Here is a 16,895-nt window from a genome sequence, read left to right as displayed (position 1 = left end):
CGCCGGCCAGCCGCGCGGCCGCGGCGAGGTGCGCGGACTCTTCGGCCGCCCACGCCACCGGATCGGCCGAAACCCGGCGCAGCGCGGCCGGATCCGGCTTCGCCGGGCCGGCCCGGTGCCGGCCCCGGGCGTGCTCGGCGAGGGCGAGGGTGACTTCGCACGCGCGGCGCAGCGCGATCCCGTCCGTCTCCGGCCGCGGTCCTTCGGTCAGGACGAGCCGCGCGAACGGGGCCACCGCCCAGCGCGTCCCGGCGGGGCCCGGGGGCACCGCCACCTCGAACCCGCCGCGGGGTTCTTCGCCGGCCCGGTCGAGCAGATGGGCGGCGGCGAGGCCCTCGAGCCGATCGCGGGCCTCGTCGAGAGGCCGGTCCAGCAGCGCCGCGACACACCAGTCCGGGACCGGGCCGGCGAAGGCGGCGAGCAGGCGCAGGAGGTACCGGTCGGGCGCGGGCCGGTCGCGCAGCGCCGAACTCACGGCGGTCCGCACGCCGAGGTCGCCCGTGGTCAGCTCGTCGAGCCGGCGGCGGTCGTCGGCGAGCCGGGCGGCGAGTTCGGCGACGCGCTGGTTCGGCCGGGCCGCGAGCTTCGCCCCGGCGATCCGGACGGCGAGCGCGAGGCCCGCACAATGGCCGAGAAGCCGTTGCGTCGCTTCGGGTTCCGTTCTCAGCCGCGCTTCACCCGCGATCGCCGCGAGCAGCGTCCAAGCGTCCTCTGTGGACAGTCCGGTGACCGGGACCGGGCGCGCCCCGCACAGGCCGGGCAGCTCCTGGCGCGCGGTGATCAGCGTCGCGCAGCCGGGCCCGCTCGGCAGCAGCGCCCGCACCTGGGCCTCGTTCGCCGCGTCCTCCAGCAGCACCAGCAGCCGGCGGTCCGCGGTGTAGCTGCGCCAGAGCCCGGTCAGGCCCGCGTGGTCGGCCAGCTCCGCGGGGGTCGCCCCGAGCAAGCGCAGGAACCCGGTCAGCACGGTCGCGGGCTCGGCGCCGCGCAGCGAGGCGGTCAGCTGGCCGTCGGGGAACCGGCGGCGCGCCCGCCAGGCCGCCTGGACGGCCACCGCGGACTTCCCGGCCCCGGCCGTCCCGTGCAGCACGACCGGGGCGGGGCCCCGCAAGGCCCGGACGACGTCGGCGAGCTCGGCCGCGCGGCCGGTGAAGTCGGGCACCGCGGGCGGGAGCTGAGCGGGCGGTCCGGGGGTCGTCCAGTCGGTGCCGGCGATCCGGCGGTACACCGCGACGAGGTCGTCGCCCGGCCGGACGCCGGCCTCTTCCCAGAGCGCTCGCCGCGTCCGGCGGAGCACCTCCAACGCCGACTCGCGGGAGCCGACGGCACCGAGCGCGGACGCGAGCCGGGCGGCGAAGCGCTCGTCGGCCGGCCGGGCCGCGACGACCGGGTCGAGCCGCTCGACGACCGCCCGGCCGTCACCGTCGGCGAGCTCCAGCTCGACCAGCTGCAGCAACGCCGCGGAGCGCCGGTCCTCCAGCCACAGCTTGTGCGCCTCGAGCAGCGGCCCGCCCGAGACGTCGGCGAACGCGTCACCCCGCCAGCACGCCAACGCCCGTTCGAGGGCGCGCCGGCGTTGCGCCCGGTCGTCGGCGCCGGCGGACAGCAGCGTCAGGAAGTCGTCGGCGTCCAGCTCCCCCGGCTCGACGGCCAGCGCGTACCCGCGCGGCCCCGAACGCAGGCGCTGCCCGGCCTCGGCGGCCCCGAGCCCGGGCGAGAGCGTCTTGCGCAGCTTCGACACGGTGACCTGCACGATCGCCGCGGCGCTGGACGGCGCGCCGTCCGGCCACAGCTCGTCGACCAGCGTGTCGCGGCCGACGAACCGGCCGGGGCACGCGAGCAGGACGGCGAGCAGCCGCCGTGGCTGGGCCGCCGAGGGCAGCGCGACGGAGGCCGTCATCGGGCCGAGGACCTGGAACCGCACGGCTACACCTCACCCGCGAGATCACCTGATCGAGCGGGGTGAATGTAGCCGCCCGGAGCCTGGCATTCCCCTCGATCACCCGGATGGCCGACGACGTTGGTTCAGGTGTGCGCGAGCAGTTTGCCCAGCAGTTCCGGGTTGTCGGCCAGCCCGGCCCGCAGCGTGTGCTCGCGCAGCGGCTTGAGGTCGCCGTAGGGCTGGTTCGCCCAGTCCAGGCGGCCCTGCGGCGGCTCCGGGTCGTACTCGATGGCGAACTGGACGTTCGTCGCGATCTGCCGCCCCGCGAGCCGTTCGACCAGGTGCAGGGCCAGGTCGATGCCGGCCGAGACGCCGGCCGCGGTGATCACCCGGCCGTCTTCGACCCAGCGCTCGGCGACCGGCGTCGCACCGAGGCCGGTCAGCAGGTCCCGGAACATCCAGTGCGTCGTGGCCCGCTTGCCTTCGAGCAGCCCGGCCGCGCCGAGGATCATCGAGCCGGTGCAGACCGACGTCACGAGTTCGGCGCCGGCGGCCGCGGTGCGCAGCCAGGCGAGGAGACGCTCGTCCGACATCGCCCGCAGCGTCGGCACGGTGCCGCCGGGCACCAGTACCGCGTAAGGCGACGGCACTTCGTCGAAGGTGTGGCTCGGTGCGACGCTCAGCGGCGTGTCGGTGCCGACGGCGTCCTTCGTGGCGCCCACGACGACGGTCCGGTAGCCGGGGGCCATCCGGGCGAGGGCGCTCAGCACCTGGAGCGGGCCCACCAGGTCGAGCGGTGTCAGGCCCGGGTAGACGACGAAGGCGAGGGTCTTCTGCTCAGCGGTCATGGCCCTCACCCTGGCGGGAGCCCCGGCGCGGTGGACGTGGATGTCCGGAATCCTGCGAACCGCGTCCGAAGGCCGGTCCGGCTGCTAGCGTGCGATCATGGCAGGCTCACCCAGACGGGTCACGATCGTCGGATTTCCCGACGTGGAGCTGCTGGACGTCGCCTGCCCGGCCGACGTCCTCGACGCCGCCAACCGCCACGGCGCCCGCCCGCCGTACGAGATCCGGCTGGCCACGATCGACGGCCAGGCCATCAGCACGTGCTCCGGTCTGGTCCTGCAACCCCACCTGCGACTCGACCAGGTGGCGGGCGAGCTCGACACCCTGGTCGTCGCGGGCGGCTGGGGCAGCACGACGGCGGCGTCCGACGAACGCGTACTGGCCCACATCCGCCGGCTCGCCCAGACCAGCCGGCGGGTGGCGTCGGTCTGCACGGGTGCGGAGGTGCTCGCCGCGGCGGGCCTGCTCAACGGCCGCCGCGCGACGACCCACTGGCGCTGGGCGGCGAAGCTCGCGGACGCCTACCCCCTCGTGACGGTGGACCCGGTGCCGCTCTACATCCAGCACGGCAACGTCTACACGGCCGCCGGGGTGACCAGCGGGCTCGACCTGACCATGGCGCTCGTGGAGGCCGACCACGGGCCGACGCTGGCCCGCGAGGTAGCCCGCTCCCTGGTGACGTACCTGCAACGGCCGGGGAACCAGGCCCAGGTCAGCCTGTTCCTGGCCGGCCCGCCGCCGGAGCACCGCGAGGTCCGCGACCTGACCGCGTACATCGCCGAGCACCTCGACGAAGACCTCGGCACCCCGGCGCTGGCGGCCCGCGCGGGGATCAGCACCCGCCAGCTCACCCGCCTGTTCGACGCGCACCTCGGCACGACGCCGGGCAAGTACGTCCGCACGGTCCGCACCGAGCACGCGGCCCGGATGCTGTCCGGCACCGACCTCCCGCTGGCGACGATCGCCCGCCGCTGCGGCTTCGGCTCGACGGAGACACTGCGGCAGGCCTTCCTCGACCACTTCGACACCCCGCCGTCGGCCTACCGCCGCGTCCACGTCCGCCAGGCCTACGGCTGACGCCGTGTCGACCCTCCAATCACGCGTGTCGACTCCCTGATCACGCGTGTCGACCTCCGGATCACGACGCGGCACGGCCGGCTCGGGTGATCGGACGGTCGACACACGTGACTGGAGGGTCGACACGCGTGATCCTGGGGACGACACGGCGCATCGGGACGAACCGGGCCGTCGGCGGCCCCTTGCGCGGACCCGGGAATCCCGCTGTCAGGATGTGCGCGTGGACCGCCCCGACCTGGACGACGACGAAACCGGCCCGATTCGCCGGATCACGGACGAGGTGTCCCCTTCGCCGGGCGGAACGCCCCGGAAACCCGTCCGGCGGACGCCGCCCGACGGCGCTCGCCGCCGCACCGACACCGGACCGCAGCGGGTGCCGGCCCCCGGCCCTCAGCGCGCCGCCGGGCGCCAGGACACCGGTCCCCAGCGCCCCGCGCGGCGCGGAGACACCGGGCCCCAGCGGGTCCCAGCCAAGCCGCGCACCGCGAAAAAGCCCGAGCCCCCGGCCGAAACCGGACACGGCCATGGACACGGGCACGGACCGGCCGCCCCGGCGTCGAAGCGCGTCCGGCTGCTGCTGATCTGGCTGCTCGCCCCGCTCGCCGTGGCCACCGTCGCCGGCATGATCGTGCTCTACCCGTGGGGCAAACCGGACCCGACGAGCGTCGTCCCGCAGGGCACGCCCGTGGCCGCGAACATCACTGCCACGACCACCGGCCCCTGCCTCGCCCAGGGCCAGGTCCAGGTCGGCGACCAGACCGACCCGAACGCGAAACCCTGCCTGACCACCGATCTCACCATGACCGACGGCCCGGCGAGCGGGAAGCAGCTCAAGCTGACCGTGCCGATCGAACCCAGCACCCCGCGGTTCTCCGCGGGTGACGCCGTCGTGCTCGCCTACAACGGCGGGAACGCCGGCGACCCCGCGAGCTTCCAGCTCGTCGACTTCCAGCGCGGCACCCCGCTGCTCGTGCTCGCCGCGCTCTTCGCGGTCGCGGTGCTGGTGCTCGGCCGCTGGCAGGGCCTCGCCGCGCTCGTCGCGCTCGGCCTGTCGTTCCTCGTGATCGCGCTGTTCATCCTCCCGGCCATCCTCGCCGGCGAGAACCCGCTGGTCGTGGCCATCGCCGGGTCCGGCGCGATCATGTTCATCGCGCTGTACCTGACCCACGGCCTGACGGCGAGAACGTCCGCGGCCGTCCTCGGCACGCTCGCCAGTCTCGCCCTCATCGGCGTCCTGTCGGCGATCTTCTCCGCCGCGGCTTCGCTGACCGGGCTCGACGACAGCACGTCGACGCTCATCGGATCGCTCGGCCACGGCATCGACTCGCGCGGGCTGTTGCTCGCCGGCGTCGTGATCGGCGCGCTCGGCGTGCTCGACGACGTCACGGTCACCCAGACCAGCGCCGTCTGGGAACTCCGCCGCGCCAACCCGGACCTGAGCTGGCAGGAGCTGTACCGCTCGGGCCTGCGGATCGGCCGCGACCACGTCGGTTCGGCGGTCAACACGCTGGTCATGGCCTACGCCGGGGCCGCGCTGCCGGTGCTGCTGTACTCGTCGATCTCCGGCGTCGGGCTGGGTGCGCTGCTCGGCAGCGAAGAGATCGCGCAGGAGATCATCCGCACGCTCGCCGGCAGCGTCGGCATCGTGGCGGCCGTCCCGGTGACGACGGTCCTGGCCGCGCTGATCGCCTCCCGTGAGCCCGCCGGGTACCTCAGCAGCACCACGAAGGTCGTTCCGTCCCACCCGTAACACCGCCGCGCCGCCGCCCTCGATTCTGTCCGCGCCACGCTGCACCAGCTCGAGCAGCTGCGCGAGGCGGACGAGGAGCTCAGTCGAGAGTCGCCACGAACCGGCTGACGGCTTCCATCGTGAACCGCTGCACGTACTTGCCCGACGGCGCCACCGACGCCAGCCGGTAGAGCGGGCGGTCGGCCACGGCGGAGCCGCGCGCCTCGGCCTTCAGCTCGGCGACCAGCAGCTCCCCGAACACGAGACCGTTCGCCTCGACGTTGTTCATCAGCGCGTTCGCCAGCTTCCGCAGCTGCAGGACGCCCAGCTCGCGGCCGCCGGTGCCGGAGAAGACCGCGAGGTCCACCTTCCCCACCTTGCCCCGTTGCCCGGCGTTGACCAGCAGGCTCACCGTGCGGGAGCCGCGGACGTCGCCGATCACCAGGTCGAGGCGCGTCGCGGTGACCAGGTCGACCCGGCGCAGCCCCCAGGTGCGCACGAGCAGCGTCGAGCCCTCCAGCCAGACGCGGCGCCGGATGCTGACCGCCATCACGTACAGCAGCGGCAGCGCGATCACCAGGGCGACGATCAACCCGATCAGCGTGCCGCCGATCAGGCCCGCGACGCCGCCGAACGCGGCGGCGACGATCACCACGCCGATCAGGCCCGAAATCCCGCGGCGACGGCGGCCGCGCGGGTCCTCCTCGAACAGCGCCAGCCGTTCCGACGGCTCCTGCGCCATGCTCACGCCCCCGTCCCGGCGAGGAACGGGTTGCCCGCGCGTTCCCGGCCGATCGTCGTCGCCGGGCCGTGGCCCGGCAGCACCACCGTGTCGTCCGGCAGGCTCGCCAGCAGGCCGCGCACCGCCTCCGCGTCGGCGCCGCGGCCGACCGAGCCCGCGAACAGCGTGTCGCCGGTCAGCGCGAGCCGCCCGCCCTCGGGCGTCCCCAGTTCCAGCACCACCGATCCCGGCGTGTGCCCGGGCAGGTGCCGGACATCGACGGCCAAACCGGCGAAAGTACCCGTCTCGAGCGGCACGCTGTCACCGTCGTACAGCTGCGCGTCGGCCGGGTGCAGGTGCAGCGGGACGCCGTGGGCCGCGGTGACATCGGCCGCCGAAGCGACGTGGTCGGGGTGCCCGTGGGTGGCCACGAGCGCCGCCGGGACCAGCCGGTGTTCCGCGAACGCGGCGGCCAGCGGCGCGGCCGCCTCCGGCCCGGGATCCACGACCACGCACGGCCCGCCGGCGGCCTCCGCCAGCAGGTAGCAGTTCGCCTGCAGCGGGCCGCTGCCGAACCCGACGACGAGCACCGAACGCCTCCCGGACATCCGCGCCGGATGGCGCCGATCACGATCGGGTTGAGACTAGCGGGCCCTGTACATGGTCCTCACAGGCTGTGCCCATACACTGCCGCTACCTCAGACGTGTGACACGAGCGGAAACCTGGAGGGTACGGGGTGGCGACCAACCAGCAGCGCCGCGAAGCTGCGAAGCGCAAGCTCGAGAGGCAGCTCGAGCGCCGGCAGGAGCAGCAGAAGCGACGCAGGAGGATCGGCGCTGGTGTCGTCGGCGTGGCCGTGCTCGTCGTCGCGGGCGTGGTGGTGTGGATCGTGAGCGCCAACGGCGGTGAGAACACCGCCGACCCGGCCGCGTCGTCCTCGGCCGCTCCGCCGCCGACCGACCTCCAGATCCCGACGGAGCGCGCGGCGCTGCCGAAGCGGGCCACCGCACTGCCGAACCCGACGACGTGCGACTTCAAGGCCGACACGACCGGCAAGGCGCCGAAGAAGGTGAACCTGCCCGACGGCAAGAACGTCGCGTCGACCGGCACGGTGAACGTGACGCTGAAGAGCACCGCGGGCGACATCCCGCTGACGCTCGACCGGGCGCTCGCGCCGTGTGCGGTGCAGAGCTTCATCAGCCTCGCGAAGCAGAACTTCTACAACGACACCATGTGCCACCGGCTGGGCACCGAAGGCCTGCAGATGCTGCAGTGCGGTGACCCGTCGGCCACCGGCGACCCGACGGCCGACGGCCAGGGCGGCCCCGGCTACACGATGCCGGACGAGGCGTTCCCGGAGATCAAGTACGGCCGCGGCATCCTCGCGATGGCGAAGACGTCCGCCCCGAACTCCGGCGGCAGCCAGTTCTTCATGGTCTACGGCAGCGCCGAAGGCCTCCCGGCGGACTACTCGGTGTTCGGCAGCATCAGCGACGAGGGCCTGAAGGTCCTCGACGCGGTCGCCAAGGCGGGCATCGCGAACCCGAACCCGCAGGACGGCACCGGGGCGCCGACGAAGCAGGTCAAGTTCACGGGCGTCACCGTCCAGTAGTGACGCGGCGCATCGAGCTGAACGGGGACCCGCTCGGCCCGGACGCCTTCGTCGCGGGAATGACCTCCTACGGTCACTTCACCGCGATGCAGGTCCGGGACGGGCGGGTCCGCGGGCTCGCGTTCCACCTCGAGCGGCTGGCCACGAGTACCCGCCTGCTGTTCGGCACCGACCTCGACGTCGACCTCGTCCGGGCCTACGTCCGCCAGGCGATCGCCGGCGAACCCGCGCTCTCGGTGCGGGTCCTGGTGCTCACGCGCTCCTTCGACGAGCCGATGCGGCCGGAGATCCTGGTCCGGACGCTCCCGCCGCACCCGCCCGACCCGACGCCGCTGCGCCTGGGAACCGTGCGCTACCAACGGGATCTGCCGCAGGTGAAGCACCTCGGCACGTTCGGCCTGAGCTACCACGCCCGCCAGGCCGAGCTGGCCGGCTACGACGACGCGCTGTTCGTCGACCCCGCCGGCCGGATCAGCGAAGCTTCGGTCTGGAACGCCGGGTTCCTAGCCGGCGACACGGTCGTGTGGCCGGAAGCCGCGGTCCTGCCGGGGATCACGATGCTGGTGCAGAAGGAAGCCCTGCGCCGCCTGGGTGTCCCGCAGGAGACGCGCGAGGTCCGGCCCGCCGACCTCCGCGAGTTCGACGCGATGTTCGTGACGAACTCGGAGACGCCGGGGCGGGCGGTGGCCTCGGTCGACGACCTGGTGCTGCCGCCCGCGGACCGCGCGGTGGAGCTGCTCGCGAAGGCGTACGAAACCGTGCCGTGGGACGAGATCTGACCCGGGTCTCCCGCAGGTCCTGAATGAGTCGTTCAGGTCTTGGGAGGTCTTGAATGACTCATTCGAGACCTTTGGCGAACCACGGCACCCGAACCGTGACGACTTGCCGGAGCCCGGCCACCAGACGTCATGAAAGGGTCGTTCATGACGCTGGACGACAGGAAAGAGTCGTTCATGACGTCGCCAACCTCGCCCAACGTCCCGAATGACTCATTCGGGACCTCCGACGCCCCCAATGACTCATTCGCGACACCCAACTCCGCACGCGGCCACCGATTTTGCCGGAGCCCTGACCTCCGGCGCCCTGAATGACTCATTCAAGACACGGCAGCCGCGTCCGTCCCGGACCGCAAGATCTGAACCGCGCCCGCTCCCGCCCCGTGTAAAGGGGCAACACCGGAACCCGCCGGGGTCACCGGGGAGAGGGTGGGAGAACCATGGCCGGAAACCGGGTTCCCGCGGTGCGCCGCGTTCTCGGGCGAGCCGGACAGGCCGGGGCCGCCGGTGCCCTCTTCGCCGTGCTCGCCGGCGGCCCGGCGTTCGCGCAGGCCACGCCGCCGCCCCCGGTCAAGTACTACATCGTCCCGCACGCCGACAACCCCGACGACATCACGCTGTTCAAGATCGCCGAACGGGCCCTCGGCGACGGGAACCGGTTCCCCGAGATCTTCCGGCTCAACCAGGGCCGCCCGCGCCCGGACGGGACGCCGTTCACCGACCCCACCGCCATCGAACCCGGCCAGGTGCTGCAGCTGCCCGAGGACGCCAAGGACCCCGCCGTGCGGTTCGGTCCGCTGCCGGCCGCTCCCCCGGTCGCTCCGCAGGCTAAACCCGCCGAAGAGGCCTCCGGCTTGGGTGTCGGGCTCGCTTCGGCGGTCAGCGGCACCGGTGGCCTGCTGACCGGCCTGCTCGCCGGGCTCTGGTGGCGACGGCGCCCGCGGGTCGACCCGGAGTTCGCACCGGTCGAGCACGACGAGGACGACGGATCCGGCTCGGTGAGCGGAACCCTGCCGATCCCGATCGTGCCGCCCGAAGTGCTGTACCCGGAACCGGTCACCACCGAGCTCGCGATCATCGTGCTCGACACGGCCGAGACCCAGGTGGTCGCCGCGGTCCGGCCCGGCTCGCGGTTCCACTTCCGGCTCGGCGGGAAACCGGACTTCGCCGACACCTCCACCGTGCTCGTCGTCGACGGCGAAGACGAGCGGCCCCTGAGCTGAACGGATCAACCGGCGCCCGAACCCTGGCCTTCGGGCCGCCGGTGCCGCGATAGTCGAACGATGACCTCGGATCCGTTCGGGACGCTGCGGAAGACGCTCTGGATCGGTGGGGCCCCGTGGACGGGGAAGTCCACCGTCGCCCGGCTGCTGGCCGCGCGCCACGGGCTGACGACCTACCACCACGACGACCGCACCCGGGCCGGCACCACCCCGGCCGAGGACGACCCGGCCGCCGACCAGCTGGCCGCGGTGCTGGCCGAGTTCCGGCAGCGGTTCGAGTGCGCCCTGGACGAGCTGCGCGCGCTGACCTCACCCCGGCCGATCGTCGCCGAGGGGCGGGGGCTGCGGCCGGAGCTGGTCGCCCCGCTCGTGGACTCGCCGAGCCGGATGGTCGTGCTGGTGCCGACCGAGCTGTTCCGCCAGCACCAGCTGCGGCACCGGCCGGACGAGCCGGCGATCCCGCGGCAGCGGACCCGGCTGACGCGCGACCGGATGCTCGCCGCGCAGGCCGTGCGCTCGGCGCGGGAGCTCGGCATCCGCGTCATCGAGATCGACGGCCGGCTGGATCCGGCCGGCGTCACCGACCTGGTCGCCGAGCACTTCCGCGAATACCTGAATACCTGAATGCCTGACGCCACCGTTGGCGGAATGCGGGACGATCACCGAAGATCGGTGATCGACACGCCAGCGCGCGCGGTGAGGGAGCTTCCTTGGTGTTGGGGAAAAAGCTGTGGTTCGCCGTCGCACTGGCCTTGGCGGCCACGGCCGTGACCACGACGCCCGCCGATGCCGCCGACCCCTGGACCGTGAGCCTCACCGGCGCGGTGACCGCCGTGGTCGCCCCCACCGGCGAGGGCGGCCTGACGTTCGCGGTGTCCCGCGGCGACACGACCGTGCTCGCGCCCGCTCCGCTGGGCCTGCGGACGAAGGCCGGCGACCTGACCCGGGACCTGCGGTTCCTCCGCCGCACCGACCGCGTCGTCGACGAGCGCTACCCGATGACCACGGGGAAGCGCTTGCAGCGGCACGCGCGCGCGGCCGAGACGACCTTGTCCTTCACCGGTGCCGGCGAGGCCCGGCTCGACGTCGTCGTGCGCGCGGCCGCCGACGGCGTCGCCTACCGCTACGTGCTGCCCGCCGGCGGGACGATCACCGGCGAGGCGTCGTCGTTCACCCCGCCCGCGGCGGCGCCGGCGTGGCTGCTGCCCTACTCCCCCAACTACGAGAAGGTCCGCGTCGAGACCACCGCGAGCGCCGCGCCGGCGGGCGATTACGGCTTCCCGTCGCTGTTCGACACCGGCGACGGCGGCTACACGCTGCTGACGGAGTCCGATGTGGACGGTCGTTACCCGGGTGCCCGGCTGACGCACGCGGACGGAACCTACGCGATCAAGCTCGCCGACCCCGCCGTCACCGGAAAAGGCCCGTTCACCACGCCGTGGCGGGTGGCGATCACCGGCGACCTCGCGACGGTCACCGAGTCCACTTTGGTCGACGACCTCGCCCCGCCGTCGAAGCTGGCCGACACGTCCTGGGTCCGGCCGGGCAAGGTCGCCTGGTCGTGGCTGTCCGAACACGACAGTCCGGGTGATCCCGTGCGGCAGAAGCAGTACGCGGACTTCGCCGCGCGCAACGGCTGGCCCTACCTGCTCATAGACGAGGGCTGGGACGCCTCCTGGGTCCCGGACGTCATCCGCTACGCCCGCGCCCGCGGCGTCGAGGTGATCCTGTGGTTCCGCTGGAACACCCTCGACACGGACGCCGAGCGCGCGAAGTGGCTGCCGCTGGTCGAGTCGTGGGGCGCGGCCGGGATCAAGGTCGACTTCATGGACTCCGACACGCAGGCGCGGTTCGGGTTCTACGACGACATCGCGAAGGCGACCGCGGCGCGGCACCTGATGATCAACTTCCACGGCGCGACCATCCCCCGCGGTTTCCAGCGCACCTGGCCGCACGTGATGAGCTTCGAAGCCGTCCGCGGCGCGGAGCAGTTCAAGACGCGGGCCGCCACCAACACGATGTTCCCCTTCACCCGCAACGTCGTCGGCAGCATGGACTACACGCCGACCGCGTTCGTCGTGTCCGATCGGGACACCACCGACGCGCATGAGGTCGCGACGTTCTTCGTCTACGAGTCGGGCTGGCAGCACGGCGCGGACAAACCGGAGAACTACGAGGCGCGCCCCGAGGCGCTGCACACGCTGGACCAGCTGCCGACGGTCTGGGACGAGACCCGGCTGCTGTCCGGGCGGCCCGGGCGGGAAGCCGTGTTCGCGCGCCGTTCGGGTGATCGCTGGTTCGTCGGCGGCATCGAGGCGGGGCCGGCCACGAAGGTGACGGCGTCGCTGGACTTCCTGGGCCACGGCCGCTGGCTCGCCGACACCCTGCGCGACGGGCCGACCGGGCTGCTGCGCGAGAAGTCGACGGTCACCGCGGGCGGGCAGCTGACCGTGCCGGTGGCCGCGAACGGCGGGTTCGTGACGGTCCTCTGCCCCGCGCAGCCCGGCCGGACGTCCTGCGACCAGGAGGTCCGGCAGGTGCCCGCGACCCGGCTGAGCGTCACGCCGGAAACGGCGGAGGGCACGAGCGTCGACGTCTCGGCGACCTTCGAGCTGCCCCGCGGCGGTGCGTCGCTCTACGACGTCGAACTGGCGCCGATCGCCCCGGCCGGCTGGCGGGTGACCGGGGAGCCGGTCTCCCGGCCGGTGCTGTCCGCCGGTCAGACGGTGTCGGGGACCTGGCGGTTCACCGGCGGCCCGGCGGGCACGACGGACCTGCCGATCGCCGCGACCTACCGCTTCCGCGGCGACCCGGCGAGCCGGCCGGTGCACGTCGAGGACGCCACCAGCGCCTTCATCCCGCCGCCGGCGCCCACCGGCACCGCACGGGTCAGCGGGCTGCCGTTCCTGGCGTCGTCGAACGGCTGGGGCCCGGTGGAGCGCGACCGGTCCAACGGCGACACCGCCGAGGGCGACGGGCAGCCGCTCACCATCGCCGGGACGGCCTACGCGCACGGCCTGGGCACCAACGCGCCCAGCTCGGTGACGGTCTGGCTCGGCGGCGCGTGCACGGCGTTCTCGGCGGTGACCGGCCTCGACGACGAGGTGGGCGAGGAGGGCTCGGTCGCCTTCCGGGTCGTGGGCGACGGCCGGGAGCTGGCCGAGACCCCGGTGGTGCGGGACGCCGACGGCGCGGTGCCGGTGACCGCGGACGTCACCGGCGTCCGGCGGCTGACGCTGGAGGTCACCGACGGCGGCGACGACAACGACTTCGACCACGCCGACTGGGCCGACGCGACGGTGACCTGCACCTGACTCAGCGGTGGGTGAAGCGCGGCGGGCGCCGCTCCAGGAACGCGGCGACGCCCTCCGCGTAGTCCACGCCGTGCAGCGCCTCGGACCGGATCTCCTCGACCTCCGCGTCCGAGGTCTCCTGCCCCGCGACGATCTTCTCGATGATCCGGTTCATCCCGCGGATCGACGCCTGCGACCGCGAGCAGAGCGTCGAGACGAACTCCCGCGTCGAAGCCTCCAGGTCCGCGGCCGGGAAGACGTCGTCGAGCAGCCCGATCTCGCGGGCCCGGCCCGCCGTGATCAGCTCGCCCGACAGCAGGAAGTACTTGGCGTGCGCCGGGCCGACCAGCGACACCAGCTGGCGCGTCGAGTCGAAGTGGTAGACGATGCCGAGCTTCGCCGGGGTGATGCCGAACCGGGACCCCTCGGCCGCGAAGCGGAAGTCGCACGCCACCGAGACCTGGCAGCCGCCGCCAATGCAGTTAACCTGGATCATCGCCACCGACGGCTTGCGCATCGCGGTCAGCGCCGCGACCGCGCCCTCGACCGCCTTGTCGTAGCTCGCCGCGCCGTCGGCCGTCGTCCGCAGCTCGCCGAACTCGCTGATGTCCGCGCCCGCCGAGAAGTGCTTTCCAGCGCCCGAGAGCACGAGCACCTTCAGCGCCGGGTCGGCCTCCACCCCGGCCACCACGTCCGGGATCGCCGACCACATGCCGTAGGTGATCGCGTTCATCTTCTCCGGCCGGGTCAGCGTGAGCCGGGCGACTTCGCCGTCGCGCGTCAGGTCGAATCCGTCGGTCATGAACCGCACGATAGCTTCTCGCCCTGAGCGAAAACTGCGGTGTGTGACACGGTCGTGTCGCTAGCTTGGGGGGCATGGCGACGATCGAGGTGGGCGGGACGGCGTTCGGCTACGACGAAGCGGGTGAGGGGCCCGTGGTCGTGCTGCTGCACGCCGCCATCGGCGACCGGCGGATGTGGGACGCCCAGTTCACCGCGCTCGCCGCCACGCACCGGGTGATCCGCTACGACCGCCGCGGCTTCGGCGAAACCGCCGACGGGCCCGGCGAGTACGCCCACTACGAGGACCTGCTGGCCCTGCTCGATGCCCGGGGGATCGAGCAGGCCGCGCTGGTCGGGGCGTCGATGGGCGGGGCGTGCGCGCTGGACGCCGCCCTGGCCGCGCCGGAGCGGATCACCCGGCTGGCGCTGCTCGGCTCCGGCCTGACCGGGCACACCTGGCCGGACCACATGCTGGCGGACTTCGCGCGGCTGGCCGCGGAGGCGGTCCCCGCCGACCGGTTCGCGCGCTACCAAGCGCGAGAGGGCGACGTCGACCCGGCGGACGTGCGCGCGATGGCCGACGCCAACCTCCGCTACCTCGTCGCCGGCCCCGGACGGGACGTCTCGGTGCTGCCGGCCGAAATGGTCGCGCTGGTCCGGGAAATGTGCGAGCAGGTCTACCGGCACGACTGGACGGCTCCACAGTGGACGGAGCGGATCCCGGACACCCGGCACCGGCTGGGCGAGATCACGACCCCCGCCCTGGTGGTGATCGGGACGGCCGACGCGCCCGGTCTCGTCGAGCTGTCCCACCACCTCGCGGCGTCGCTGCCGAACGCGGAGCTGGTGGAACTGCCCGACACCGGCCACCTGCCGTCGATGGAACGGCCGGAGGAGGTCACCGCGCTGCTGCGGAAGGTCCGGTGACCCGGCTCAGGTGAAGATCTTCTGCACCTGGTCGGAGATCTTGGCGACCAGCTCGGAGAACTGCACCACCCCGCCCAGCAGGCCCTTGACCTTCTCCCAGCGGCTGCGCACCACCGCGGGTTCCGCCGCGTCGCCGGCCCGCAGGTCGCCGGCCAGGTCGGTCAGCGTGTCCTCCAGCACCTCCTGCTTCGCGAGGTCCTTCCCGCGCACGTCGGCCGTCAGTCGCTCGATCAGCTCCAGCAGCGAGGAGACCGTGGCGTCGGCGCCGCCGCCTTCGATGCCGGTCTGGGTGATCCGGCCCGAGTTGTCGCCGCCGATGCTGACCTTGTTCGTGATCCGGTGTCCCATCAGGCCTCCGTTCCGGCCGGGCGGCCGGTCGTCCGGGACGGGCGCGAGCGCGGGCCGCGCTGCCCGGTCTGGGTGATCGGCGCGCGGTTGTCGCCGCCGATGGTGATGTCGTTGTTGATGACGACCGCCGCCTGCTCCTCGAACTTCGCCGTCGAGAACCCGGCGTCCCCGAGCAGCTTGCCGATCGTCGGCAGGAGCCGGCTCTCGATGATCTTCTCGTACCGTTCGACGTCGACGAGCTGGAAGTAGTCGGTGAACAGGTTGACCGACGCGAGCTCGCGCAGGGTGCTCGCGGCGCCGTAGCGCTCCGGGTCGAGGACACCGGCCTCGCGCTTGGGCTGCCGGATCCACGACGCCAGGTTCGCGATCCGGCCCGGCAGGCTCGCCGGCAGCTCGAGCCAGCCGAGCAGCCCCTGGCCGAACGGGCGCAAGGACTCCTGCCGCATCTTGTCCACGACGCGGTAGCCGGCCCGGATCGGCGGCAGCATGAACGGCGTCCACTCGACGTAGAGCGTCGTGTCGTCCACGGCCAGGTGCAGGAACGTCGTGAGCACCAGGTCCCGGTCCCAGGTCTCCACCTGGAAGCACAGGTAGTAGCGCGCCCATTCCTTCGGCTCCTGCCGGATCCGCTCGACGTCGGCGGCGGTCAGCCGGGTGTGCGGCGGGTACTCGATGTCCGGCAGGTAGGCGGCGGCCTCGCCCTCCCCCAGGTGGTCGACGAGCTCAGCGGCCGGCGTGAACACCGCCTCCGTCACCGTCAACCCGCCGAGCCTGCGGTCCGGGGACAGCGCGGCCGAGCGGCGGAGGTCGCCGATCGCGCCGCGGATCTCCTCGTACATTGTCTCGGTGGTGAGTTCGCGGCGGTTCGCCGGCTCGGTCTCGTCGTCCTCGAGGCGCTCCAGCGGGATCGCCATGGACCAGGCGTCGCGCCGGAAACCCGCGCCCACGAACGGTTTGTAGCCGCGGTAGACCACCAGGGGCGCGCCGGGTGCGCCGGCGAACTCGTCGCCCCGTTGGTAGCGGCCGAGCTGCGCGCGGAAGTCTTCGGTGAACAAGCCGCTGAGGCTGCCGCTGTCGGGGGCGGGCGGGGCGAAGCGCTTGAAGCGCGTCGTCAGCAGGTTCCACAGTGACCAGCGCTCGAAGGTCACGACCATCAGCACGATCACGGCGAGCACGATGCCGATGACGTGCCGCGCGGTGTCGCCGCCCGACGAGTCGTCGAACTCGACGTCGTCGTAGTAGCGCGACGAATAGCTGCTGCCGGAGCCGAAGAGCTCGTCCGAGTAGGCCAGCAGCAGCCAGGCGACCACGACGGCGACGGCCACCAGGGCGAGCGTCTTCGGGTTGAACGGCCGCTCCGTCGCGTACGCGTTCTTCCCTGCCCGCGCGACCACGAGCACGACCGACAGCACGATCCAGCCGTAGAGCAGCGGGTTGTCCCACGACAGCCCGATGACGACGGCCATGAGCAGCACGAGCAGGCCGTCGTAGTTCTTCCGCCGCGCCCGCGCCCGCACGGCCTCGGTGAGCACGCGGCCCGCGTCGAGGCCCGGCGACGGCGGGACCGGCCGGGTCGGCTCGACGAGGAACTCGGTGATCGCCCGCGTGCTGTAGTGCGGATCGAGGTAGGAGGCCGCGCACAGGTAGCGCGTGGTGTCGTCGGCCGAGCCAGGGGACATG

15 protein-coding genes are annotated in these 16,895 nt (G+C 73.1%); 8 read left to right on the top strand and 7 right to left on the bottom strand.

Annotated features, from left to right (window positions below):
- Both AB0N03_RS29865 and AB0N03_RS29860 read right to left on the bottom strand, forming a co-directional pair.
- Positions 1-1,921 (bottom strand): BTAD domain-containing putative transcriptional regulator (locus AB0N03_RS29865; protein WP_364378236.1); only part of this gene is annotated, 1,921 nt, incomplete at its 3' end.
- Positions 1,922-2,022: 101 nt separating this feature from the next.
- Positions 2,023-2,727, bottom strand: a complete 705-nt coding sequence (locus tag AB0N03_RS29860) for a DJ-1/PfpI family protein (RefSeq protein WP_364378234.1) — start codon at positions 2,725-2,727, stop codon at positions 2,023-2,025.
- A gap of 97 nt (positions 2,728-2,824) precedes the next feature.
- Between AB0N03_RS29860 and AB0N03_RS29855 the strand changes: the two genes are divergently transcribed.
- The gene (locus AB0N03_RS29855; RefSeq protein ID WP_364378233.1) at positions 2,825-3,802 is read left to right on the top strand and encodes a GlxA family transcriptional regulator; all 978 of its coding nucleotides are present in this window, start codon (positions 2,825-2,827) and stop codon (positions 3,800-3,802) included.
- A gap of 220 nt (positions 3,803-4,022) precedes the next feature.
- Complete coding sequence (locus tag AB0N03_RS29850; protein WP_364378232.1) at positions 4,023-5,552, top strand: YibE/F family protein; 1,530 nt, start codon at positions 4,023-4,025, stop codon at positions 5,550-5,552.
- 79 nt (positions 5,553-5,631) lie between these two features.
- On the opposite strand, the gene AB0N03_RS29845 is transcribed toward AB0N03_RS29850, so the two are convergent.
- Both AB0N03_RS29845 and AB0N03_RS29840 read right to left on the bottom strand, forming a co-directional pair.
- A complete protein-coding gene (locus AB0N03_RS29845) occupies positions 5,632-6,273 on the bottom strand; it encodes a hypothetical protein (RefSeq protein WP_364378247.1) in 642 nt (213 codons plus the stop codon).
- Between the two features lie 2 nt (positions 6,274-6,275).
- On the bottom strand, positions 6,276-6,842 hold the full coding sequence (locus AB0N03_RS29840; RefSeq protein WP_364378245.1) for an MBL fold metallo-hydrolase: 567 nt from the start codon (positions 6,840-6,842) through the stop codon (positions 6,276-6,278).
- A gap of 147 nt (positions 6,843-6,989) precedes the next feature.
- Here AB0N03_RS29840 and AB0N03_RS29835 point away from each other — a divergent pair, with 147 nt between their 5' ends.
- The 5 genes from AB0N03_RS29835 (at position 6,990) to AB0N03_RS29815 (ending at position 13,178) form a co-directional block, all read left to right on the top strand.
- A complete protein-coding gene (locus AB0N03_RS29835) occupies positions 6,990-7,865 on the top strand; it encodes a peptidylprolyl isomerase (protein ID WP_364378230.1) in 876 nt (291 codons plus the stop codon).
- Positions 7,865-8,644, top strand: coding sequence for an aminotransferase class IV (locus AB0N03_RS29830; protein ID WP_364378228.1), 780 nt, complete (start codon positions 7,865-7,867; stop codon positions 8,642-8,644). The genes AB0N03_RS29835 and AB0N03_RS29830 overlap by 1 nt, the downstream gene beginning before the upstream one ends.
- 437 nt (positions 8,645-9,081) lie before the next feature.
- The gene (locus AB0N03_RS29825; protein WP_364378226.1) at positions 9,082-9,864 is read left to right on the top strand and encodes a hypothetical protein; all 783 of its coding nucleotides are present in this window, start codon (positions 9,082-9,084) and stop codon (positions 9,862-9,864) included.
- A 60-nt stretch (positions 9,865-9,924) separates the two neighbouring features.
- A complete protein-coding gene (locus AB0N03_RS29820) occupies positions 9,925-10,488 on the top strand; it encodes a hypothetical protein (RefSeq protein WP_364378224.1) in 564 nt (187 codons plus the stop codon).
- An 89-nt stretch (positions 10,489-10,577) separates the two neighbouring features.
- Complete coding sequence (locus tag AB0N03_RS29815; protein WP_364378243.1) at positions 10,578-13,178, top strand: glycoside hydrolase family 97 catalytic domain-containing protein; 2,601 nt, start codon at positions 10,578-10,580, stop codon at positions 13,176-13,178.
- Position 13,179: 1 nt separating this feature from the next.
- Here the strand turns inward: AB0N03_RS29815 and AB0N03_RS29810 are convergent, their stop codons facing one another.
- On the bottom strand, positions 13,180-13,959 hold the full coding sequence (locus tag AB0N03_RS29810; RefSeq protein WP_364378222.1) for an enoyl-CoA hydratase-related protein: 780 nt from the start codon (positions 13,957-13,959) through the stop codon (positions 13,180-13,182).
- Positions 13,960-14,033: 74 nt separating this feature from the next.
- Here AB0N03_RS29810 and AB0N03_RS29805 point away from each other — a divergent pair, with 74 nt between their 5' ends.
- A complete protein-coding gene (locus tag AB0N03_RS29805; RefSeq protein ID WP_364378220.1) occupies positions 14,034-14,867 on the top strand; it encodes an alpha/beta hydrolase in 834 nt (277 codons plus the stop codon).
- A gap of 6 nt (positions 14,868-14,873) precedes the next feature.
- Here AB0N03_RS29805 and AB0N03_RS29800 read toward each other — a convergent pair whose 3' ends face one another.
- Positions 14,874-15,215 (bottom strand): hypothetical protein, encoded by a 342-nt coding sequence (locus AB0N03_RS29800; RefSeq protein WP_364378218.1) that lies wholly within the window; start codon positions 15,213-15,215, stop codon positions 14,874-14,876.
- Complete coding sequence (locus AB0N03_RS29795) at positions 15,215-16,894, bottom strand: hypothetical protein (protein WP_364378217.1); 1,680 nt, start codon at positions 16,892-16,894, stop codon at positions 15,215-15,217. Before AB0N03_RS29795 ends, AB0N03_RS29800 begins: the two co-directional genes overlap by 1 nt.
- Position 16,895 lies beyond the last annotated feature (1 nt).

It is taken from the genome of Amycolatopsis sp. NPDC051061, assembly GCF_040682935.1.
Lineage (GTDB): Bacteria > Actinomycetota > Actinomycetes > Mycobacteriales > Pseudonocardiaceae > Amycolatopsis.
The sequence above is the reverse complement of the archived record's forward strand: the minus strand, read 5'-3'. Positions and strand labels throughout refer to the sequence as shown.